17 protein-coding genes are annotated in these 24,350 nt (G+C 42.5%); 8 read left to right on the forward strand and 9 right to left on the reverse strand.

The features are described 5' to 3' along the window. The 3 genes from AABK37_RS19795 to AABK37_RS19805 are packed head-to-tail and all read left to right on the forward strand — an operon-like array spanning window position 1 to window position 3,608. The gene (locus tag AABK37_RS19795) at window positions 1–3,144 is read left to right on the forward strand and encodes a carboxypeptidase-like regulatory domain-containing protein (RefSeq protein ID WP_432553252.1); all 3,144 of its coding nucleotides are present in this window, start codon (window positions 1–3) and stop codon (window positions 3,142–3,144) included. 20 nt (window positions 3,145–3,164) lie between these two features. Further along, entirely contained in the window at window positions 3,165–3,410 is a 246-nt protein-coding gene (locus AABK37_RS19800) for a DUF1902 domain-containing protein (RefSeq protein ID WP_432553253.1), read from the forward strand. After that, complete coding sequence (locus AABK37_RS19805) at window positions 3,411–3,608, forward strand: type II toxin-antitoxin system HicA family toxin (RefSeq protein ID WP_432553254.1); 198 nt, start codon at window positions 3,411–3,413, stop codon at window positions 3,606–3,608. Between the two features lie 133 nt (window positions 3,609–3,741). Here the strand turns inward: AABK37_RS19805 and AABK37_RS19810 are convergent, their stop codons facing one another. From AABK37_RS19810 to AABK37_RS19820, 3 genes are all read right to left on the reverse strand, one after another. Further along, window positions 3,742–4,074, reverse strand: coding sequence for a XisI protein (locus AABK37_RS19810; protein ID WP_432553255.1), 333 nt, complete (start codon window positions 4,072–4,074; stop codon window positions 3,742–3,744). Continuing rightward, a complete protein-coding gene (locus AABK37_RS19815) occupies window positions 4,029–4,478 on the reverse strand; it encodes an element excision factor XisH family protein (protein WP_432553256.1) in 450 nt (149 codons plus the stop codon). The genes AABK37_RS19810 and AABK37_RS19815 overlap by 46 nt, the downstream gene beginning before the upstream one ends. A gap of 138 nt (window positions 4,479–4,616) precedes the next feature. Beyond that, window positions 4,617–7,793 carry a DUF4347 domain-containing protein gene (locus AABK37_RS19820; protein WP_432553257.1) on the reverse strand — a complete coding sequence of 1,059 codons (3,177 nt, stop codon included), beginning with the start codon at window positions 7,791–7,793 and terminating at the stop codon, window positions 4,617–4,619. A 742-nt stretch (window positions 7,794–8,535) separates the two neighbouring features. Here AABK37_RS19820 and AABK37_RS19825 point away from each other — a divergent pair. From AABK37_RS19825 to moaD, 3 genes are all read left to right on the forward strand, one after another. After that, the gene (locus tag AABK37_RS19825; protein WP_432553258.1) at window positions 8,536–9,009 is read left to right on the forward strand and encodes a hypothetical protein; all 474 of its coding nucleotides are present in this window, start codon (window positions 8,536–8,538) and stop codon (window positions 9,007–9,009) included. Window positions 9,010–9,068: 59 nt separating this feature from the next. Continuing rightward, window positions 9,069–9,509, forward strand: coding sequence for a hypothetical protein (locus tag AABK37_RS19830; RefSeq protein ID WP_432553259.1), 441 nt, complete (start codon window positions 9,069–9,071; stop codon window positions 9,507–9,509). 148 nt (window positions 9,510–9,657) lie between these two features. Beyond that, a complete protein-coding gene (gene moaD, locus AABK37_RS19835) occupies window positions 9,658–9,915 on the forward strand; it encodes a molybdopterin converting factor subunit 1 (protein ID WP_039739590.1) in 258 nt (85 codons plus the stop codon). A gap of 91 nt (window positions 9,916–10,006) precedes the next feature. On the opposite strand, the gene AABK37_RS19840 is transcribed toward moaD, so the two are convergent. From AABK37_RS19840 to AABK37_RS19865, 6 genes are all read right to left on the reverse strand, one after another. Next, the gene (locus AABK37_RS19840) at window positions 10,007–13,300 is read right to left on the reverse strand and encodes a DUF7507 domain-containing protein (RefSeq protein WP_432553260.1); all 3,294 of its coding nucleotides are present in this window, start codon (window positions 13,298–13,300) and stop codon (window positions 10,007–10,009) included. Between the two features lie 104 nt (window positions 13,301–13,404). Further along, on the reverse strand, window positions 13,405–16,890 hold the full coding sequence (locus AABK37_RS19845; RefSeq protein WP_432553261.1) for a TonB-dependent receptor: 3,486 nt from the start codon (window positions 16,888–16,890) through the stop codon (window positions 13,405–13,407). 122 nt (window positions 16,891–17,012) lie between these two features. Continuing rightward, window positions 17,013–18,533 (reverse strand): hypothetical protein, encoded by a 1,521-nt coding sequence (locus AABK37_RS19850; RefSeq protein WP_432553262.1) that lies wholly within the window; start codon window positions 18,531–18,533, stop codon window positions 17,013–17,015. Between the two features lie 31 nt (window positions 18,534–18,564). After that, a complete protein-coding gene (locus tag AABK37_RS19855) occupies window positions 18,565–18,729 on the reverse strand; it encodes a hypothetical protein (protein ID WP_432553263.1) in 165 nt (54 codons plus the stop codon). Next, window positions 18,710–19,258, reverse strand: a complete 549-nt coding sequence (locus AABK37_RS19860) for a hypothetical protein (RefSeq protein WP_432553264.1) — start codon at window positions 19,256–19,258, stop codon at window positions 18,710–18,712. The genes AABK37_RS19855 and AABK37_RS19860 overlap by 20 nt, the downstream gene beginning before the upstream one ends. Window positions 19,259–19,339: 81 nt before the next feature. Then, window positions 19,340–21,874 carry a hypothetical protein gene (locus tag AABK37_RS19865; RefSeq protein ID WP_432553265.1) on the reverse strand — a complete coding sequence of 845 codons (2,535 nt, stop codon included), beginning with the start codon at window positions 21,872–21,874 and terminating at the stop codon, window positions 19,340–19,342. A 586-nt stretch (window positions 21,875–22,460) separates the two neighbouring features. On the opposite strand from AABK37_RS19865, the gene thrC reads away from it, so the two are divergent. Next, window positions 22,461–23,765, forward strand: coding sequence for a threonine synthase (gene thrC, locus AABK37_RS19870; protein ID WP_432553266.1), 1,305 nt, complete (start codon window positions 22,461–22,463; stop codon window positions 23,763–23,765). Between the two features lie 114 nt (window positions 23,766–23,879). Then, window positions 23,880–24,155 carry a MoaD/ThiS family protein gene (locus AABK37_RS19875; RefSeq protein ID WP_432553267.1) on the forward strand — a complete coding sequence of 92 codons (276 nt, stop codon included), beginning with the start codon at window positions 23,880–23,882 and terminating at the stop codon, window positions 24,153–24,155. The last annotated feature ends 195 nt before the right edge of the window (window positions 24,156–24,350 follow it).

Raw genomic sequence — 24,350 nt, forward strand, 5'->3', positions numbered from 1 at the left:
GTGAAAAATCCCCTGTTTTACCTTTCTGCGGTTGCGGTTTGCGTTTTTTGCGCTACTCCAGCTAAGGCTAAGAACCCTACCCCGAACTTCTCAGAAGAAACTGTTACAGGCGAAAATATAGATAATACCTCACCCCCTAACTCCTCTCCTCATAAAAGAGAGGGGAGTGTTGACGCAAGCGAACGAGGGGGTGAGGTGATACCTACAAATGCAACTTCAGATCAGACGAACCACGATTCACTCTCTTTGGAGGAAAGGTTAAAAAGTTTGCCGATTAGTGAAGCTAGTCGTGCGGATCTGCGGGAGAGGCTGATTGAATATCGGGAAGCGGTTAAATCTGGAATACCTCTCTCCAAACCTCTCTCCTACAAGGAGAGAGGCTTAGATTCTCCCCCTTCCCTCATAGGTTCAGGTGTTGGGGGGTTAGGTCTTCCCGATGAGGTGAAAAGTCAGGATTCAAATTGGCATCAACGGCTAAAGCCTACGCTGTCTAAAGATAACGTTGCTGCTGATTTAGGAGAAAAGACGCAGCCAAAGCCGTCTACACCGACGCCGGAAGTTAAATCTGAATTAGAAAAAAAGACAAAGGAATTCAGTACATTTCCGGTTGGATTGAGTGTGGGCAAACGCAATGTCAACCCCAGCGTGATTATCCGGGGACAAGAAGACGGAACGCAAGCAATTAACTTTGAAAATTGGCTGTTACCGTTTGATGATGTGATTCAAGCGTTGAAATTAGACTTAAAAAATTTACCAGATGGTCAATTAGAAGTGCGATCGCCTGGTCTTGTCACTCGCATCGATCCAAAAAAGCTTCGCAACGATCCAGAGTTAGGCTTAGTATTTTCGATTCAAGACTTAAATACTCTCTTTGGCATTAAAGCACAATTCAACATCAACGATTACGCAATTGAGCTAGATGTACCTTGGCTAAATCAATCGAGTTCGAGAATTGGGCAAGCAGAATCCCCGATTATATTAGAAGGTATACCACGAATTGCCCCTGGTAATTTCAGTTTTGGCGCAATTGAACAAAAAGTTAACGCCAGCGGTTCCGAAGGCACATCAGCGAGTTACAGAGGAGATTTTCTCGCGGTTGGTAGTTTGTTTGGTGGTAGTTGGTTTGTGCGTACAGATCAGCCAAATTTCCAAGACGCATCAAGTTGGAGACTTGCAGAAGCACAATTTTATCGACCAAATAATCAAGCTGACTATATATTAGGTTCCCAACCGACTTTTTGGCGCAGTCAGGGTGCAAGCGATTATTGGGGCTTTACATATATTCAACGACAAGGATTTACTCCACCGCAACTGTTTGGTGGTGGTTTTGTCGATCCGCGTTTGCGGTTGCAAGCTTCGCAAATTGGCAGGACAATTACAGGTACGGCTCAACCGGGTACTTTAGTTAGGTTAGCAGAAGCATTTGGCGATCGCGTAATTGGCGAAGTCTTAGTTGATTCTTCCGGAATTTACCGTTTTGAAAACGTCAGAAGCGAAAATCAATACTATGGCAGTAGTTACCGCGTCTTGCTTTACCCAGAAGGACGACTCACCGCTCAACCAGAAATTCGCGAAGCTACCTACTCTATTGTACCAGGACAGTTACCTGCAGGTTCTTCTGCCTTAGTTTTTTCTGGTGGTTTGCGACGAGAATTAAATAATAGTCTATTGGGCAACTTCTCAGATTTTCGCGGTGGAATCGCTCAAAGATGGGGTTTATCAGAAAATCTCACAGTCGGTGTAGGTGGAGTATACGACGATTCCGCCAGAGGTTTGGCAGAAATATTTTATCGTCCGGCAAATTTGCCTTTAGAAGTTGCAGTTTCTGCACTCAGCGGTAGTAAATGGGATATCAACGCAGATATCCGGTTTAATCCTGCTCGGAGTTTGAGTGCATCATTTACAAGCGATCGCTTTTCTAATCGTTTTAACATAGATTGGCGCGTGTTTCCTGGCTTAAGTTTATTTGCGACTACCGATAGCCGCGACGCCACAGGCGGTGGTGTACAATTAAACTTTAGCGGTAAAAACGCTTTTACCTTCGCCCGTATTAGCTTAGATACCGAAAATCGCTTGCGTTGGACTTGGCTGCAACGTCTGGGCAGATTAGAATTAAATCAACGCGGTAACGAAATCGGCACTTTATCCGAATTCACCTATAATTTTTCTCGAAACAGCAGCTTTTTGAATTTAGGAAACTCGCTGGTAGTAAGTTATGAAACCCGCAGTCAAAATTTGAGTAATAACTTACTTACTTTAGGTTGGCGATATCGTTCTACACAACGCGCTAGCGATGGTAATTATCGTTGGGAAGCGCAGTTAGGCTATGGGATTGGTTCTCAGGGTAGCGGACCTGTTGCTTCGTTATCAACTACAATTTTACCAGGTATTTTGTTGCGGGCGCGTTATCAAGGCGTATCTGTGACTTCCGACCAAGCCAGCTTTAATATAGACTTAGTTTCTAGCGCCGGTTTGCAAAGCGGAATTACACCAGGGGATAGACGTTCTGATTATTTCCGTACCCAAGGCGGTTTATTGATTCAGCCGTTCTTTGATAATAATAATAACGGCAAACGCGATGCGGGTGAGAAATTATATACAGAAAATCCGGATACGCTGCTACTTGTGAACAATCGAGTTATCAAATCATTGCAACCGGATATTCAAAGCGATCGCATTCTGGTACGCTTAAATCCAGGAACTTATCGTTTAGATTTAGATCCCGCAGGTTTCCCGGAAGATTGGCAAGCTACAACTGACGCTTATGCAGTCGATGTTATCGCAGGTTCTTACACACCAGTAATGTTACCATTAACTCGTGCTTACGCCTTTTCGGGAGTGATTACCGATGCTCAAGGTAAACCAATTAATGGTGCGAGGGTAGAAGCAGTTTCTAAAGATTCAAAAGTGCGGTTATTTTCTGTCACCAACACCGCCGGAGTTTATTATTTAGAAAGACTGCAACAAGGCACTTACGATTTATTGATTAACGATAAACCTGTGGGTGGTATGATATTGAAATTAGATGCATCTTCCCAAGGTTTTCAAGAACTCAATGTCCAGCAGTTAGAAAATCAAGAATTTCGCGCTGTAATTCCCAGTGAAAATCAAAGTGCCTTACCAAATAAAGAGAAAGATAAATAAATTTCACAGAACGCTTGACAATGACACAATTTATCTGCAAGGTAGAGGCATTTTGGGATTCAGAAGCTCTAGTCTGGGTTGCAACCAGTGAGAACGTACCAGGGTTAGTAACAGAAGCTGAGACTATAGAGGCTTTAACACAGAAGTTGCGAGTAATCATTCCGGAACTCGTCGTTCTTAATAGAATTGTCCCTTCTGACTATGTAGGTTCTATCACCTTCGAGTTAACTAGCCATCGACAGGAGTTAATTGAGGTGATTTCATAAATGAGTTCATCCTTTACTCCTGAATTGAAAAAGATTCTCTTAGAAGCAGGTTGCTATTTTGAACGGCAAGGCAAAGGAGACCATGAAATCTGGTACAGTCCAATCACAAATCATCGGTTTGTGGTAGATAGTTCTATAAAGTCGCGTCATACAGCCAACGCAGTTTTGAAACAAGCGGGACTACCAAAAGCCTTCTAGTAAAGCCTACTTTGCCTAGCTGAATACGCTCTGGCTGTTCCTCGTTCCCATGCAGAGCATGGGAATGCCTCCCGGTAGGCTCCGCCTGCTACAATGAAACAAGGCAAAGCTTGGTAACAAGAAAAAAGCGACATTATCCCACAGCAAATTCAGTGTAATGACGCATCTTTGGAGGGTCAAACCCCAAAACAATGTCTTGCTTGGGGACACCGAGTTCGACCAATTGGTTCGCAATACCAACTTCAGTACCATCCTGCTGAATCCAAATTTTGCCATCAATGATGTCCAGATGCAGAACAGTACCATACAATCGCTTAGACTCACGCCAGCCAACGTAGACTAGTTGATAGCGATCGCGTTCGATATCGAAAATAGTTTCAGCCTGGATGCGTTCATCCCAAACTAACTTTGCCTGTTCAGTTAATAGGTGTTGGATATGTCGTCGGTACTCATCGACGGTAGCCATCGTTCAATCACCTCCCGATCAATATTGTATATCACCAGGTAAACTTGATTTTGCTCAACAAGTTCGTGAATAAACACAGTTGCAAAAAGGCGATCGTAAATATCGCTGGAGACTGCCAGATACAATATACGCTCTGGCTCTTGATTGCGTAAAGCAGCCCGATATGTAATAAATTGTCCCAATGCTCCGTAAAATTCGGAAATCTTGGAAGGACCCAGAAAACTTTTGATTTCTACAGCAATTTCTAACCCTTGCTTTTGAGCAGCAATCACTTTTTGGGCACCGAGGTCAATAGCAAGGTCAAATGTACCAGCTTGCAGGGGATATGGGTCATGAGTAATTAGCCAGCCATCCTTCTGAAGGGCTGTTTTGACAACATAATGAAAAGCATCTTTGGCGGACACAATTAAGATTTTAACTTTTTTATTTAATTAAGCAGCATAAACCGCAATATCTCTCAAACACTCCAATAACCAAACTATAATTCATTTTTTGCTAAATTAGGCGTTCCCAAGAGAAACCTAGAAACGCCAAACACTGTTTTAAAACTGACCTCCATTATTAGGAGTTCCGGTAAAGTTTTTGAGGGTTGCCAATAGTTCGCTTGTGGTTATATCAGTAATTAAAGTATCGCCGTTTTGCTTAGTAAATATCAACGAACTATATTTCAAAGCACCAGCACAACCAAGCACATCTTCACTTGTAAAATCCTCGATAATATCTGCACCCTGACCTCTAACTAAGACAAAAGCATCTTTACCAGCGTCTCCATAGAGCGTATCATTGCCATAACCGCCCCAGATTTCATCATTGCCATCTCCACCCCAGATAAAGTCATTTTCCTCATCACCATAAAGCTTGTCATTGCCACGATTGCCGTAAATTTTATCGCTACCTAAACCGCCAGCAATTGTGTCATCCATCGTAAAATTAACGCCATAAGTGGGTATAGTTTCTAAATCGCCGTAGAGGGTATCATTACCATTATTGCCAAAAATGCGATCGCTACCCAATCCACCATAAATGGTGTCGTCATTATCTAAACCTGAGATGCGATCGCTTTGATCCGTTCCCATTAAATTAGTATCAGCATTTGGCGTACCATTCATTGAGTTAGTAGCTGTGGGATTGACAGTAATTGTGAAAGTTTGCGCGTCTGAAGTATTGACACCACCATTTAAAGTGTCCCCAGTATCCTGAACTTGGACTTCAATTGTCGCTGTTTTGCTAGCAGTAATTCCACTTTTTGCTGTGTAAATTAAGTCACCTGCCTTGTTAATTGTTGGTGTAGCTTCAAAGATGTCAGCGTTGTTGACAACCTTAACTATGTACCCCGCGACACTTTGTGTTTCATTGGCAGCACCAGAAGAAAAGCCGCTTGCCCAACCGGCGATCGTTTGTGTCGTACCTGTTTTGACGCTTTGGTTGTAACCTTTGGTGAAGGTGGGGGCATCATTAACAGAGTTAATAGTTAATGTAGCTGCTTTGTTACCACTGCTGTATGCTGTAGTACCTCCATTAACATCCACATTTACTCCAGTAGTACCATTTTCTTTCCCATCTGTCCCATCCCAAGCGCGGAATTTGATATCAGCCGTGCCGTTATAATCTGTATTGGGTACAAAGCGAACTTTGTTATTTGCTTGGAGTTCCACTCGTGCCAAATTAACGTCAGCTTGTGCAGAACTGGTATTATCACCTAAAAATACAAAGTTGGTTTGTTCGTAGGGGTCATAAGGCAAACCAGCACCAGTATGGTTAAATGCCCTGTAATCGCGTAGTGAACCTGTTAAAATCGGCGTTGTTCCACCCGCAGCGAATAGCTGATACGTATTGTCTTTAATTGCCAAATCGTAACGGGTCATTGCGGTTGTTGTTAACCCAGATGCCCGTTCCGTAGTACTGTGAGTGAAAAGGGGGTTAGCAGTCTGTGCCCAAATTTCATTATTCCAAAAACCAAGTTCAATCGCCTTCTTATTATCGCTGGTAACAACAATGACACTAAAACCAGCGCGGTCTTGAAAACCATCGTTGTTATCATCACTAGAGTGACTCTCGCTGTTAACTTGGAGGTCGAAACTGAGGGTAAAGCCTTTGCTTGCATCAAGTGTGGGAAACGCGGGGTTAAGCGGAATTGCTAGACCAGCATTGTAATTACTGTAACCAGCCGATCCAGACTCGTTACTTTTAAGGTTAGTCACACCACCACTAGCACTCTGAGTGCCACCAATAGGTACAGCGCCAACAGCTGGTGAAGCTGCAAACTGTAACCAACCCTGAGTATTAGGCGTACTATTCAAAGAGCCTTTATAAATTGGTGTCAAGCCAGCCAGCACTGTCGCCGAAGTGTCTGATACAGCACCGAAATTTGTCCAATTGATACCCCCATCAAAGGAGTATTGCCAACTACCATTGCCAGTAAGCCCAGTCACTGCAATCCCTTGGGCGTTATTGTTAGTATCAGTGATTAAATTTTTAATTAGATCGGCAAGCAAAATTCCAGTGTTACTGGCGCTTGGGATATCTTCATTAATGCTCGGCAGCGTAGGATTCTCAGCAGTATTTAGCACAGGGGCATTATTACCCCGCAAGCTGTTAATCCAAGTCGTGTTGTTTCCATTATTAGCTAGACCAGGAGTAGCACTCGTAGATGCAGCATCAGCTGACCAGTTACTAGCAGTTGTAGCACCTGCTGCCGAGTTACCAGTATACGCACTAAATTTCCCTGCGTTTGGAGTTGTAGTTCGAGCAAAGGTATGTATTGGATTATCGCTGGCATCTCGTAACTGCGGTACATCTATATTATTGTTATTGGCAAAAGCGCCAGATGCGTTACTCCAGCCAGCGTTATTGCGAGTAACTGCAAATGTTCCGCTATTATCCGATGATATTTGTAATACAAAGTCTCCAGATGCGGGGTCGTAAGTTAAGTCTGGAGTAATAGTGCCATCCTTATCAAAGCCGTTATACAACACTATTAAAGTTCCAGCTTTCAAATTACTAAAGCCGGAACCAGACAAAGTGATGTCCAGTGAGTTATTCCCGTCAACTAATCTGTGATTTCGTAAATCTAGATTGTCTTTAACAACTAGAAGTTCAACCCATTCTTTCGCGCCACTACCACCGCTACTACCTTGGGAAAATTCGTTGATGATGACATCCCCAGCACTAGCTAAAACACCGTTATAAGCCTCCATTGCCCCCACCTTAAACGCCAAGGGAGCTTCAATCTTCCCCGTATTCACCTCCAAATCCCAATCACCACCAAGCGCAGCATTCCCCGTCAAATCATCCGATGCCGCTACATCCGCACCCGTTAGCTGACTCAACTGCTGCACAAAACCTACACCCGTCTTTCCGGCTGCCACATCGCAACCATAAAGCAAGATATCAGCATCTTCTGTGAGGAAATTTGCCCATTGTTGCAACTGACTTTTATAAATATCCAAATTACCCAAATTTAGCTGCTTTGACCCCAACTGCAAACTTCCCTCGCTGCCGTGGGAAACTATATGAACAGCCTTGTATTTACCACCTTGCAAATTCTCAGTAATTTGTGAAACCCCGTCTTTCATCCGGTCTAGTATCACGATTTTTGTTTGTGGGTTGATACCAGCTATCAAGCTTTGGTAATCTTCTACAGTCGGATCAATAAAGATAATTTCTCTTTTTTCTTGGGCGACAGATTTTACTAAAGAGTTGTTTGATTGCAGTGTCATAATTGTTTAAATTGATTTAGTTCGTAAATTTTCTATCTAACATTAAACTTTTTGCAAAAGTATTTTTTTGAATCTGAAGCCTGCGTGTGCCTGCTTTGCTTGTAGAGCCAGCGGCTTCCAGCCTGAGGGCGTTTAGCGATTTTTGCAATAGGTCTATTGTTGATATTTCCAAATAAGGGCTATAATCAAACTTTGAAAAATAAAAGTTTAATTTATTCAAAATCAATCAAAATAAAATTAATAGCCATTAGCTAATAATTATCAACGTGAGAGATAAATCAGTGCCTCAGTAGTTACACTATGTTTGTTCTGAAGAGTTTGTGGAGCGATTTTGAATTAGTTGATGAATTTAAGTAGCTTTTTATTTAATAACTTAAAAATAATCTAACCTGTATTGTGAATTGCAAAATTACAAATTATATTTTCTTACGTATTTGTACTTAAATTTTCGATATTAAAAGAAAAATTTGAGGCTTGTAGTGGGCACTTTAATGCCCGAAAAAGCGTTGAAACGCTTACTACGAAAGTTTAGGATGTATCAATTGCGTAAGTTCTAAACAAGAGCGTGAAATTTAGAAACCCGACTTATTAAAGAAGTCGGGTTTCTGGGCATCGTATTATAGATGATTCACGTAGATAGCCTGTTAATAAAAATCCGTTATTTCACTCAACACAAAGCTTGTGAATTGAAGTTAACCTATAACGGTCGATATTTTATCCGAATATACATGGATATTCAAGCATGATTCGTCACTTGCTAATGAGTTCAGCTTTGATACTTGCAAGTACTGTTACCTTCGCCACTAAAGCTTATGCTGAAGATGCTGGTGCTAGTGGTACAGTTACAGGTAACTGTACTTTTTATAACGCTGTGCCAGGAGAGTTGATTCTTAATTCTAGCGGTACTATTCTCCAGAGCGAAAATGGTGGAACACCTGCAAGTGTGTTAATAGATTGCAATAATGCTGCTACTCTTACTATTTCTACGCCTAAACAAACAGATGGTACAACAATAGATCCACAACAGCTAACAGCAACAGCAACTAGTACCAACCTGCCTAATATAAACGTTAGTTCTAACGGTTCTGGGAATGGTGATATACCAGCAGATACTCAGGAGGGGAAAATTATAGTGAATATGAAAGCAGATAACGGAAGTAATAAAATTTCCGCTGGAAAATATAGCTTTACAGTAACTCTCACCGCGTCTCCTTAGTAGTAAAAGACTAAACAAATTTTGATAAATAGATATTTCCAGAGGAAAGTAAAAGCAAAATGATTCGCCGATCGCTATTTATCTCGCTTATAATTATCACTGCTAATTTAACTCTATTTAAAAGTGCAGCTTCCGAACCTTTATGCACTTTTTCTCAAGCTGCTCCCGGTCAGTTAGTAACTGATGGTGGTACTCTACCAAAGAAATTAACCACCTTGGCTTCTGCTGGTGGTTCTCCGACTAAAATTGATGCGACTTGTAGCCAATCGGCAAATATAAGTGTATCTGCACCAATTCAAGTTGCAGGACCGGAATTCACCCCGGTATCTGCTGTTGCAACTGTAACAATCCCTTCTGGTAACTCTACTAAAAATGGTGATGCTCCCTTAGCTTTACCTGCGGGAACCACTCCTTTAACGATTGATTTTGCTATAGATAGAGGTCGTTCTCTGCGAGCTGGTAACTATAGCTATACTGTGAAATTTACGGTTGTGCCGTAATTTGGTAATAAATAGATTTGTTGCAAAAATCGATACAGAGAATTGGGAGCAACGCGATCGCCTCCTTCAACCAATCCCTATTAGTATTAAAATAGACTATCAGTGCTGCAAGTCACAACAGCAGCGTTAATTTTTTTCTTATTATTCTATGTCCAATGCAAACACCGTCACCGTCAAGTTATTCGCTGTTTATCAAGAAGCTTATAAAGTTCCAGAACTGATGCTGGAATTACCTGATGGTACAACAGTAGCTGGGGTATGCGATCGCCTAATTGCCGAACACCCCGAACTTGCTCAATTCAGAGAAATCACCCGCTTTGGGGTGAATCTGCAATTCGTCGAACCAGATACCATCTTGCAAGATGGTGATGAAGTCGTGTTAATTCCCCCAGTTAGCGGTGGATAGCAAAAAGTTAGGAGTTAGAAGTTAGAAGTTATGAGTTAGGAGTTAGGAGTTTTGAATTTTTAACTCTTAACTCTTCGCTCCTCACTCTTGATTACTTTACCTTGACGCGGAAGCGAATAAAACCGTATGCAGGCTGATTCGGTTCAGGCAAGGTTGTTGAACCAGTTACAACATTAACTAGTACTACTCCTGTTTTATTAGCAGTGGGTTGAAGTTGTGTTGGGGGAGTGACGTTGTTGGCAATGTCAGCTTTGTTACAAGCACCTGGAGCGATTGTATTAGGTGGGATGTATTCAGCGCGATCGCTATCGTTGATATTTGTTAAATTAGTTGTCGTGGAGTTAATCTCTAAAGCAATACCAGAACCTGCTGCGAAGGCATTCTCAACAAAAGTGCTATTAGCTGGTATCAAGTCACAAATACTAACGTTTTTGATGGGAACATTGCCACTAGAAAGAAAATAGATCGTATATTCTAACTCATCCCCTGGTTTAACAGTGCTGGCATTAATCAATCCGCGCAAGTAGCCAGCAGTCCATTTTGGATCGTTATCATCAGTTGCATAGGGTTCTGGTACATAATTCGGATCGTTAATAGAAACGTCGCTGCGACCATCCATAACATCAGTTACGTCTTGGTTGTTGATGCGGGTAATGCGTTTCACCAGTAATAACTTTGCTTTTGCTGGTTTTATGTCAACACCCACTGCACCCGGTTCCGCAGGTACGAGGGGTTGATCGTTATCGGTACGGGTTCCCACATAAGCGAAAGAGTTCCAAGCATCCGTATTTATTTTGGCATCGGTTGGAACTCGCATCAGCCAGGTGAGGGATAAACTTTCCTGTGGTTTGAGGATGATGGTACCCAAATCAAACTTTAGCGCTTGCACTTTTGTGATGTCACCGGGGGGAGTCAGTGACCAGTCATCAACACAACCCGCAGGACCAGAAGACACCACTTCCGGACGGCAGGGATTAGTTGCAGTACTATAATATACTTTAATGCGAGAATCGCTGACTGTAACTGCATTGACGAGATTCGGACGCCATTCGGAATTACGATAAATTGAGGGATTAGCGACTTGAGTATCACCGATGAAAGGTAAAATATCCACAACGGTGATATTTTTGATTGGCACATTTCCAGGATTTGTGATGGTCAGTTTGTAATCAGTTCGTCCCCCTGCTACAGAGTTTCCTCTAGTTGGATACCCCACATAATCATTATCTAACTCACCCCTAACTAATTTTTGTGAAGTCAAAGCCGCTTGGGAACTGACAGTTACCGAAGTATTAGCTGTACACAAACTATCGTTGGTGCTACCATCGTTATCTAAATCCAGTGTATCTAAGCTTGTACCAGGACTTTTGTTATCAGAACATACAAACGATGAACTGTTGGATGTTATCGCTACCGTGTTGGTATAGTTCGTAGGCGCTGTGCCTGGTTTGACTTTCGCTTTGAAGTAGATGTATGATGATAATTTATTACCATCGCCAGGAAAGCTGAAAGAAGAAGCTCCAGTAAATTTCCAACGCAACAAAGTACGACCAGTATTTTTGTAGTTGGGGATTTCTTCAAATTCTGGTGTCGGAGCGTTAGCATTTTCCTTCTTATCAAATGACCAACTTCCAGGAACATAATCAAACTCAGGTGGTAGCAAATCAGCAATAATTGGGTCAGTTAATGCACCACCGCTGCTAGAAGTATTGCGTACCTCTAGGCTAAAACGGACATTGCCATTAGGTAGATAAGGTGCTGGTGTGCCTGTTTTGGCACTGGCATCAATGCTTTTTCCTGGGTCAATGATGGCGCGGGGGTCAATAATTGTTACTGTTGTACAAGAAGATTTTGATGTGGTTGTATTAGCATAAGTTCGGCTCAGGTCTGCACAGTTTTTGAAGCTTTGACTGATAGTAACATCTTTCCCGTCGTGGTCTGGGCTGATAATGGTTGCGTTAATTTTGGGCGTGGTTGAGGGGCTAAAACCGACGGCAACGCTACCGTAATCATACTGAATTACCGTAATATATTCATTTGCTGCCAACCCCAAATCACTTACATTTAAGGTTTGGTTGATAGTAGGATTAAAGGGACTTTCAGACCAATTAGTAAAGTTACTCTTGAGATTAGTTTTATAACGAATAATTAGATTAGAAGGCGGATTGTTATAAATTCCTGTAGTGATACTTGATACTGTGACTTGTGATGGAATGTTGTCTGTAATAACGAAGTTATCTAAGGGAACGTTGCCTGTGTTTTTCGCCGACAAAGTATAATTTACAGTTTGTCCGATCGCATAATTACTACCACTACCACTCTTCCCCTTATCTATACTGCTATTGGGTGAGGCATTTGTAAAGCCATGACTAATATTATCCGTGTCTATAAACTTAGATGAGTTTTCCCCCACCGACTGACCGTAACCTTCAACAATATTCTTTATAGTGCTAGCAGTGGTAAAGTTAGAGGAGGGATATCTAACGGTTACGGTGCGATTATATTCTTTGTTGCCATTTTCTACTTTTAAATCGCCCATTGCCCAAGTAACAGTATTGCTTGCAGCATCGTACACACCATTATCGCTAGCAGAAACGAATACCGCCCCAGCTGGTAGCTTGTCTACCAATTGGGCATTGTTGAGGTTAAGTCCGCCAATGTCACTGCCAGCAGGATTTTTAAATCTTACCGTGTAAGTTACATTTTGATTCACCGCTGGCGTGTAACTAAGTGGGGGTTTTTCTACGGTAAACTTGTTTTCTGCGGTTGCAATCACAGATACGGTGCTACTTGTTGCTGATGAGCCATTGCTAATACTGATGTTGGCGTTATTTTTAGCAATGGTATCGTTAGGAGTAGTACCAGCGGGGAATTTCACTTTCACAGTGATTTCACTCGTATCACCTGCTGCAATTGGCTGTGTAAAGGTGATGGTAAGTTTACGAGTCTTTGAATTGTAAGTAACTGTTGCCGGGTTTATACCTAATATAGTACTTACATACTGCACTTCTGATGGCAGCACGTCGGTAATTACAGCGTTTTGGCAACTAGGACCAGCGCTGATACAACTGTATTTGAGTGAGTAATCGAAAGTTTGCCCAGACGGTACAGTGTTGACGTTAGCATTTTTACTAATAGAAACAGTTTGCGCTTTTGCAGGAGTTGTCAGTAATGCTTGCAATAGAGACATCGCGATCGCGGATGTTGCTATCAGTTGCCAGGGCACATTTTTACGGATATAGGACTTACGCACTCCTTCACGGAATAACGAACCACGAAGATACGTTCGCGCAGCGTCTCCGACAGGAGAAGGACACGAAGGAATAAGAGTTTGAGAGGTATTTTGCGTAAGTCCTAGGATATTTAATTTAGCAGGTTTATTCATCTTTGTTTTATTAGTTACAACATAATAAAAAGGCGATCGCTTTTAAGTTCCCCATACTTTGTTTAGGTTTCCCGAAATCAAAGAAAATCTTTCTTCTAAAGCGATTAATTCTCTGTTTTATTCTTTAACTTTGAATTACGCAGTTGTTTCACCACCGACTCCTGTTGCTGAGGTGGCACCACTTTTTGCAACCCAAAACCGTCAAATAATTCGTTCAGCTTCAGCGTCAAACCTAAATAAGGTCCCCCGGCAGATCGCGTCCCGGAAAAATCTCGGTCATCGATATTACCAAAAACGTATCCCGCAGAAAGCCGCAAATTAGGTGTGAGATAATAACCTGTTTCTAAAAGAAAACCTGTTTCTGTGTAGCTAGATTGACCAATCCAGCGAGCTTCACCCACCAAATCCATGCTGTATCCCAAACGATAGGTAGCCCGTAACTGTGCTAGATTTACTGTGCTAGTTCCTACCAAATCGTTAGCTAAATAAGAAGTACTATTACGCAACGCATATTTACCATAAAATTCCCATTGCCAATTCGGTGCGTAGATACCTTCCATAGCAAAGGTATGGTCTTGCGAAGCCGTACCGCTACCCAAAAGGATGGTGTCAGGAATTACCGCCGGATTTTCGCGATATTCATAACGCAATAAGGCGTTAAATTTATCGTTGTTCGGGTCGCGGTAAGCTAAACCCATCCGCAGATTCACTGTATCTCCCAATCCTGTCAGTTTTTGATTAGAAGAATTCGCTTGTTGATAGCGTAGCAAAGCTGTGAGCGCGGGGGAAATTTTACCCGCAGCACCTGCGGAAATTACGGTATTGGAACCACTTGAGGATGTACGATGTTCGTAACGAGCGCTTGCCTGAAACTGCGGATTATCAGTATATTCCAAACCGACGCTGTAACTATCACCTCCGTTAAAGCCAATCGAAGAAGCTGATTGACCTGCGGTGAAAGGTTGAGCAAATTGCAAACCTGCCCCAGTTCGTCCAAAAAAGCTGCCAAATACATGTTCGTAAGCTAGATTTAGATGCAATCCAGAAGCAATAGTCCAACGGTTATTTAGTCCGATCGCTCCTTGAGTTGTCAGTTCATTCGCACCACCTAAAATTGAATATCGACCGGTAATTGTCGTATCTCTACCAAGTTTGTGTTCGCCATTAATACTCAAGCTGGTAATCGAGTTACCATCAAATTGACCGCGTGTGTAAAACTGTTGCGCTAAACTGATATTAATACCGGGAATTGCTGCCCAATTTATCCCTAAGATGGTACGATCTGGATAAACGCTATCGGTATCAGAACTCAGCGTCAGTTCATTTTGTGCCTGCAAGGTGAGATTTTTCGCAAGAGGATATGAAAGACGCGAACGCAACTGGTCAGAATTACTATCCAATCCACTTCCACTAATGCGGTCTTGTCTATCACGATGAATCCAATCTACACCTAAAGTCGCTTTACCCAAGCGTTGTTGAATTCCGGCAGAAATCGTCGAGAGAGAATTATCAACTTTACTACCAGGAATCGCTTGAGAACGGGGTGTAAACAATTCCTCAAAGGTATTTAGCGGTTGAGGTGCAATTCCGAAGTTGTCTTCGTGGTCATATTGCACCCGCAAATTTGTAGTAGAAGTAAGTTTACTTGTAAGCTGCGCTCCATAGCGAGTTTGACCGGGTACAAAGCTGATGGTAGCGTTATTCGCAAAACCAGCATCGGCAAAGCGATAATAAGCACGACCTTGCAAAGCGTTAGTAATGTTTGCTTCAGCTTCTAAACGGTAAGCGTCACCGCTAACCATTCCCATCACATCTGACTCATTTTGAGAATGAGCATATTCAGCGATGAACTTAGCTTGAGAACCCAAAGAAATCATCGCATCCGCACCATAAAGTTGAAAATCACGCAATCCGTGATTTTCTTGTAAGTAAGTTGCTGCTAACCAACTTTCAGAATTGAGGGTGCGAGAAAAATTATATTGCAGACGACCTGCATAAATATTGCTGTTTGAGTCTTTGCTGTCGTATTGGTAAGTAGCAACAATTCGTCTTACCAACACTTGTCCTTGGTCATCAACATCAGTCCGCAGGACAGGTTGACGAAATAATAAAGTACCGCGATCGTAGTCAATTTCGTAGTCTGGTCCCCGATTCAGTTGTTTGCGTTGAAGTACAGTACCGGGACGATTTAATTCTTCTAACTCGATAAAGACATTTTCGCTACCAGGGATGAGGATGCGACGAGAAAGGAAGTAATAACCGCTTGTACCATCAGGAGGAATGGTATCTCGTTGAAAACCTTCTAAGTTATTTCCGTAGAAACCCGTAAATTGCAGGTTTCCTAAATTGTAGTTTGCCTTAAAGCCGTGGAGTTGACGAGTAATCGCTGTAAATTGCTGCGATCGCTGTGCAAACTCCTCGGTGTTGTAGTCACCCCACATGGCATAATCAGGGCTAGCCTTGCCAGTAGAGCGCTCAAAGCGCAAATATAAGCTATCAATCGAAGGAGCGATCGCATCAACTGTAGAACTATCACCGTAAACCGGATAATTTTGCTCGCTGAATTGGTAAGTTCTAAACAGACGATTATCACAATTGCAGTCTTCGTTCAGAGGGCGATCGCTATTGAAAGCACCTGTAAACAACCAATCTCCAACCGCACCTGTAGCAAATACCGCTGAGTGAAAATCTAATTGCGTTCTTTTATCGTTGTCCGGGGGAAGGAAATCACGCAATTTACCGTAATAATCTGTACCTCTTGCACCTAAACGCACATCCACCACTCCGCTGACAAGACTGGGACGCAGCGCTGTTTGAAATTGCACTTGGGTAAAAGCTTCCAAATCATTCGCCGTGGCTCGAATTCGCACAGTTTGCGCCTTCAAATCAGAACGCAGATTCGCAGTGAATTCTCCTTTTTTCGCTTGTACCTGAAATCCGGGTTGGTCAGGTTTCAAATCTGCACCGACAAACTCCCCAGCAGAAGGTATCAAAGTGATAACAGCATCACGGTTCGAGCGATTGCCATTTTCATCAACTAATTGCCCCTTGACTTTCGTTATGGAACGTGCATCAGCGGGGATACGCGCTTCCACAGTTTCTACAGTCAACCGCTTGGGCGCTCCCCGGACTACCACCCGCGTTATTACTGGTGTACTTCCGGCTATTTGTGCAGATATAGTATTTTCGCCTTCTTTTAAAGAAACACCGTACCATATCTGCGTTGTTAAGTTGGTTTTAGAATCGGTTTCTGTGCGTCCAATTAAGGATTTGTCTACAAGTTGTCCGTTTACTTGTAGTTCTACCTGGCTAAGAGCAGGAAATTGTAAAATTACTGTAGTTGCGGGATCGTCGGCTATGGTGTCAGGGGTAGGGGAGAGGATTTGAACCGCAGAGGGAGGAGGGGGAGAAGGGGAGATAGGGGGAGTGGGAGAAGGGGAGATAGGGGGAGTGGGAGAAGGGGAGATGGAGGGAGAGATAGGGAGAGTTTCGGTTTGTGCTGTTGCGATGGTTGGATGTAAAACTGTGCTGACGACGGCTACTGTAGCGCCGATGAGGAAATGGAAATAATCGCATTGCGGAATAGACATATAAAATGCTCTTTCTCCCTTTGCGTCTCTGCGGACGCCACTTGCTACAACGGGGGGAACCCCCGCAACGCAGTGGCTCCTCTGCGTGAGCTTTTCATATCCAATATGTTGCAGTCTGCGTTTCATTTTTTAGCTTCCTCCCGAAAGGATGGGGTGACTGCGAAGTTTAGACGTACCAAACCACCTGGTTCTAATCGCACTAAGCGAGATTGGCTATTACGTTCGCGGAATTTTAAGTTAGGAGCCAAGCTGTAACCGGGAAGGCTGCTAAGATCCAATACACCTGTATGGTTTCCCGGTAACACGTTGGCGACGGAGAACAGACCGTTAGGGTCAGTAGTTATACGGTTGCCATCTTCCATAAAAATCACTGCGTTGGGAATTCCCGGTTCACCAGGTTGCTGTTCGCCGTCAAAGTTCTTATCGACAAAAACGCGACCGATGATAGTACCGCAATCCGAGACAATTCCCGGTCGAATTTTCAACTGATGAGTTGCCGGACCATCTTTAACAGCAAAATTGTTGTCAGCGCGTTGCATATTGGCGATCGCACTATTTTTTCCTGAACCCCGCACCGCATCTGTGGTAAGTTGGACAGCATAAGCAATATTCAGCACTTTTCCTGTTGGGATAACTGTGTCTGTGCGTAATGTCACCGTTGAGCCATTACGTGAGGTAGTAATGGCTACTGCTTGCCCGTCAAGTTCTCCGCGCACAGATTTATCTAGGAAGTTGAATCCTAAAGGTAAGTTGTCAGTAACTATCGTATTTTTCAAATTAATATCAGATACATTTTTTACCGAAAGCCGATAAATTACTGTATCTCCAGGTTCAGCAGTAGCGCGATCGCCTGTTTTAATAATCTGCACCTGATTTGGTTGACACAAACCAGTTTGGAATTGAAAGGCAAATAAATTCAGTCCTACTGTTTCTGCATTAGGGATGAAAGCAACCGTATCTGTAAAGCTAGTATCCCCTATAGTGCTAATTGGCTGACCATCCAAAGAAGTAGCAGAATATCGGATAATATCATTGGAGTTATCAAGAATTTTAATTTTAATTCGCCGCTGACTATAAATAGAATTCGCCGGCGGATTAACTACTAAAATGTAGGTTCTTCCAGGCAAAGCTTGACCTTTATTTGAATCTAATAAAAAGTTATAAGTACCTCGCGGTTCCTGATTATCTAAAACGTAAGGATTTTTATTATTAATATTTGGTTTTAATCCGCCAGGAATATTATTCTTAGGAATTTCAGGTAACTCTGTTGTTGTCAGTGAAAGCAGTCTTCCTAATTCTATTTGCGTTGGATCGTTAGAATTAGGCTCATACAAACCAACAGAAAAACCTGTATAATCCGGGAGAATCTGTCCACCACAACCTAAAATTCTGCCTAAAGGGTCAATTAATCTCGAACTAGCACTCAACTGACTAGTAGTTCCTTGAAATGTATTATTATCTGAATCTGTATAAGTATATGTAGCTTGATTTGTAAGAGGTATAAGCGCAGCTTGGTTATTAACTTGTTGCGCTTTTGTTGGTAGAGAACTTTGTAAGACGCTTCCCAGCAAAATGGTTGCTGTTAACCTTCGCAACCAATTATTACTAGATGCCGTCTGCCGTTTTTTTCGCAAACGAATCACTTAATCTTTCTCCTATCAGATACCCTGAAAATTAATAGTGGGGGATGGGGAGAGGGGGGGAGGGAGATAAGGGAGATGAGGGAGATGAGGGAGATGAGGGAGATATAGAAATTTCCCCCTTGTCCCCCTTGTCCCCTTGTCCCCCCCTGTCCCCCTGTCCCCCTCTCCCCCTTCCCCTATCGCACCTGCACTTCATAAGTCCCCTTAACGATCGCTCTGGCAGGCACAGAAGAGTTAAAATTCATCCGAATATGGGTGTAAGCTGTTGCTGGTGCTTCTTTTGTTTCTACTTTGCCGTTGGGAAGTTTGACTTGTATGGTGGGATTTTCCACAAAGGTGCGTGCAGAATCAATGCTGTAGGTAATTTTGGCGTTACTGCTAGCGGTAGCAGATTTCAGCACATACTGCATTCCTTTGGGAATCGGCTGATTGAGAGTGAGATTTTTAACTGGGCGATCGCTTTTATTTTCTCCAGCTACGGTATAACGCAGCACATCTCCTGGTTGCACTACAGCTTGCCCTTGCAATGCTTGCCAAGTTACTTTTTGCCCCTTGAGAATTTTCTTTTCTGCTTCCAGACGCAATTGTAATTGCCCTTGATTTTTGGTATTTTGAGCGATGGCTTCGCCCATATCCCACATACTTGGGATACCTGGAATTGCACCGATTAATGGTATTGTTAAAAGAGCGATCGCGCTGATACTTGCAATAGAAACACGCTTCATTTTATTAACCTCTTCATTTTGTGGTTTACTCTCGTTCCCAGTCTGAGACTGGGAACGAGAGTAAACGAGAGTAATCGGGACTTATGTCTCAGACGAAGAATTTGCCTCTTTTGGTTTGTACACCTTGCGTTGGAAGGTAAACGTTCCTTCAGCACCCGGTTTAACTTGGTCTGTTACCTTGTCTACATACTTAGTAACACCTTCAGTTTCTAAACCTGCGGTTGTTGAAGGTGCTGTATAATATTCAATACTGCCTTTAGTATCGATAGCTTGACCGGAAACGTGAGTGGTGTCTAGATTTTTGTCGCCATCGTTATCCTTTGCCCAGTTATTCGTACCCGCTATACCGTCTTCAGTAATTTCCACATTTTTGGCATTTAAAAGAACATTGCCATCTCCCTCACCTTGATTTTGAGAAATATTTTTGTACCTAATCTGGTACTCGATAATGTTTCCTGGAGCCGGTGTTCTGACGACATCACCAACGCTAGGATTCGGATCTATATTATTGACAGCTGGTGTTGACTCAAAGTCACCCTGATTTGCACCAACAGGTGGACCATCTGCTTGTAAGACTCGCGACAGTTTCACCATTTTCAAGAAACCCGTGTAAACTCGGTCAATAGTGATATTTCTTGGTTCTGTGGTGCCTAAACCAGGAGTTGCATCATCAACAAAAGCAGCGATCGCAACTGGGAAACCTGTGCCTGTATCTGTGGATAACGCAGTATCCTGTGGTAAATCAACTTTCACCGAGTAGGTAACACTTGCACCCGCTGCCACATCAGGAATAGTGATGTAATCAGATTTGGAAGTAATAACCTTACCACCTATCGTAAAATTATTGCCATCCCAGGTATAAACCTTATCAACGTTACCATAAGAAATAGTAACTATTGTATCTTTGGGCAAACCTGCGGATAAGGTAGGAAGCAGCGAGATGTCGTTTGTGAGAGTACTGGTATTCTTTACCGTGTTCTCGAAAGTGACAAAATCCGGGTCAAATTTACTTCCGGGTGCAGACTTATCTGCTGGTACTTTCGTAGACTTGTTGGTAAAGTCATCGTTATCGTCATTAGGACCAACGGCTTCTGGGGCATCTTTGGGTCCATTCTTTACTGTTGCCTCATTAGAAGTTACGAACCGATTCGGTTCACCACCTGGACCTTTACCGCTGTTGTTATTACCTTTATCAGTGTCACTTTCGGGTAAGCTTCCAGGATTGTCAATATAACCGCTGTCTACAGTAGGATTGTTATCAGGAATCTTATCGTTATTGGTATCTGTTGCACCGGGCGGTAAACTGCCATCATCGCCGTAGTTGCTGGGTCTGTCATCACCAGATTCATCGTAAACTAAGGTAGTGCCATCTTTGGTTTGACCAAATATTTGAGCAATGTTCTCTACTGTCACTGATGCTTTGCTGACATCAGATTTAACTTTTATCTTGATCGGAAATTTGATTTCCGGTGCGTTCGGTTCAATAAAAGTTAACACCGCTGGATCGTTGACGAAACCAATCCTTTTGACTTTACTTAAATCAGTCGCTCCTGTGAATGTTTTCCATTGTGCAAGATTAGCGTTAGTTGTCACCGCATCTTCTGTATAAACTGCTATCCAACCAGTTGGTGGTGTGGGTACAGATGCAAGTTCTGTGTCTTTAGGAATAGCATCAGAAACTAAGATGCGAATGGTATCGGGAGTTCCATTTAAATTAATTTTTGTACCTACTAATGTCCCCGGAATAATATTATTTTTTGTGGGGTCTGTTCCCTCTACTTTCAAAGTCAGGTCATAAGTAAAAGAATCATCATTAATTTTGGCTGTACCAGCATTCTCATAGCCAGTTTTCGTCTTAAAAATCGTCGCTAAAGCATATTTTTTTGCCTTTACCGTTGCAGTTTGGAAAGCACCAGCTTCACGGACACCATTCGCCGGTTCGCCAGCAATTTCACCCGGCGGAAGTGTGGTTGTATTATCTGAAGTGTAAACGTCACCAGCTTCTACTGTATACCGTTGTTGGTTCTGTAATAGCAGTTCAGCATTATTAGGGTCAACAGCCGTGTTACCAAGAGTAACGGTAACTTTATCATCAGCTTGAGCATCATTATTGACGGTCACATTAACGCGGACAAAAATAGATTTCCCAGCATCAACTGAAGGTGTATCTAAGTTGTTAATTGGTGTCCAATTAGTACCATTTAAACTGTATTCAAGTGAATCAACAGTACCGTTAGTGATACCCACGTTGCTTGGATCGGGAATGTGGAACTTAGTAGGATCGTTACCAACGTTTTTTATCTCAAATTTGAATTTAAGTTTATCACCCGGTTCTACTGCATTGCCGTTATCATCTTCATAATTCTGCTTTGTAATGGTAATACCAGCAACTTCTGCAATTTTGACAGTAACTGTATTAGAAGTAGCGTTTATTTTTGTCCCGCTATCATCTTCGTAAGTTGCTGTCGCGGTGTTGCTAATTTCTTGACCAGCCGCTGTACCTTCAGCTAATGCAGGTGCGACTAATTGAAAAATTCCGTTGACTAATAATAACGTTATTCCTAAATAACGATATATTTTTGATTTTTTATTATTCAATTGGCTGGAACATTTCATAGAACCTGTTAATTTATGGCATCAATTAATAATGTTTTTTCAAGCATAATTTAACTAAACAATTTATCCAATAATTGCTAAGTTAAATTAGCCCAAAACTTCAAGTTTTGGGCATTCAGATTGACGATTCAACCCGTTAAAGTATTGGTCTGAAAAATTTAAAACAAATATTTTCTCTTCAATTTATCCTCCTCAGGATGAATTGACAAAAAAACTCTAACTTTTTACATCAGGCAAAATCTACTGTGTAAATAAGGAAATATATTTATATTCAAAAAATTAATAAGTATATAAAAATACCGTATTTTCCGTGAAGTCTAAAGTTAGATGACTCTCTATCACCTGATTTCAAAGTAAATCAAGAGAGAAAAAGAGAAATTTTCACTCTCCTCACTTACGGATTTCAATGTAACTATTTCATTACTTTATTTTCGGAAGCGATCGCCTGAGTATTATCACTTCAAGTACTGAACCCCCACTTTTATCGGCAAATCAATCCCGACAAAATTTGTCGGGTATGTTTGACTCGTATTTTGGCTCGTGGTAGCATCAACCAAAGTTGACCCAGACACAGGGAAGTTGTTTTATGACTCAAGCGATCGCACACTCAAACCAAACGACCACACCCATCTTAGAAGCCCTCAAGTGTAAGGAATGTGGTGCAGAATATGAACTTAAAGCCAGCCATGTTTGTGAGTTGTGCTTTGGTCCATTAGAAGTCAAATATAATTACAGCAACCTGCGTCTTTCGGTCAGCCGTGAAAAAATTCAAGCAGGACCAAATTCGATTTGGCGCTACCGTCAGTTTCTACCCGTCGCTACAGATAATGTTATAGATGTGGGAACTGGTATGACTCCCTTGGTGCGTTCCCACCGCTTGGCGCGTCGCTTGGGTTTAAATAAACTATATATAAAGAATGATGCCGTCAACATGCCCACCCTCAGCTTCAAAGATCGGGTGGTGTCAGTTGCTCTTTCTCGTGCGCGTGAATTGGGTTTCACAACAGTTTCTTGTGCTAGCACCGGCAACTTAGCAAATTCTACCGCAGCGATCGCCGCTCACGCCGGTTTAGATTGTTGCGTATTCATCCCCGCCGATTTAGAAGCTGGTAAAATCCTCGGTAGCTTGATTTACAGTCCTACCCTCATGGCTGTGAAAGGCAATTACGATCAAGTTAATCGCCTTTGTTGTGAAGTAGCCAATACACAAGGCTGGGGTTTTGTCAATATTAATTTGCGTCCCTATTACTCAGAAGGTTCCAAAACTTTAGCCTTTGAAGTTGCCGAACAACTCGGATGGGAATTACCCGACCATATCGTTGCTCCCCTCGCTTCTGGTTCGTTGTTCACAAAAATTTACAAAGGTTTTAACGAATTTGTTGAAGTCGGTTTAGTCGAAGGTAAAAACGTGCGTTTTAGTGGGGCACAAGCCGAAGGTTGTTCGCCAATTGCGGAAGCATTTCGTGAAGGACGCGACTTTATCAAGCCAGTGAAACCGAATACAATAGCGAAATCGATAGCGATCGGCAACCCAGCAGATGGCATTTACGCTGTGGAGATAGCGAAGAAAACAAATGGTAACATTGAGTCAGTCAATGATGCAGAAATCATTGAAGGCATGAAGCTCTTGGCGGAAACCGAAGGCATCTTCACCGAAACCGCTGGAGGTACAACCGTTGCCGTACTGAAAAAATTGGTAGAAGCTGGCAAGATAGATCCAGATGAAACTACCGTGGTATACATTACCGGCAATGGTTTGAAAACCCAAGAAGCAGTTCAAGGCTACGTAGGCGAACCCTTGACAATTGACGCCAAACTCGATAGTTTTGAACGCGCACTAGAGCGATCGCGTACACTCGACCGCCTAGAATGGCAACAAGTCCTCGTTTAGTTAATAGTTAGGAGTTAGAAGTTATGAGTTTGATTTCTAACTTTAACTTATCACTCCTAACTCATCACTCCTAACTCATCACTCCTAACTCATCATTCCTAACTTTCTATTCCTATGGCAGTAACAGTTTTAGTTCCTACTCCTCTTCAGAAATTCACCAACAACCAAGCTACTCTAGAATGTAGCGGCAGCAACATTGCTCAACTGTTCGACTCATTAGAGCAAAGCTGTCCTGGTATCAAGTCGCGGTTGTGCGATGAAGCTGGACAACCACGGCGCTTTTTGAATTTATATGTTAATAGCGAAGACATCCGCTTTTTAGAAGGGACAGATACACCCCTCAAAGATGGGGATGAAGTAAGTATCGTTCCCGCTGTGGCTGGTGGTTGAAATAACAAGTCTGAAGTTAGAAGTCACTCATTCAAAAGAGATATCTCGTTCCCAATCAGTACCTTGTCCAAGGAACACCCTACGCGATAGCGAAGCGCTGCTGCGAAGCGCAGATCGCCAATTTTCACCAAAACCCACAGGCAAGAAGCAGTACAGTGTTGTTGGTTTAAAGAACGGGCTTCCCACAGACCTTTC

Source organism: Tolypothrix sp. VBCCA 56010, assembly GCF_050875635.1.
Taxonomy (GTDB): Bacteria; Cyanobacteriota; Cyanobacteriia; order Cyanobacteriales; family Nostocaceae; genus Hassallia.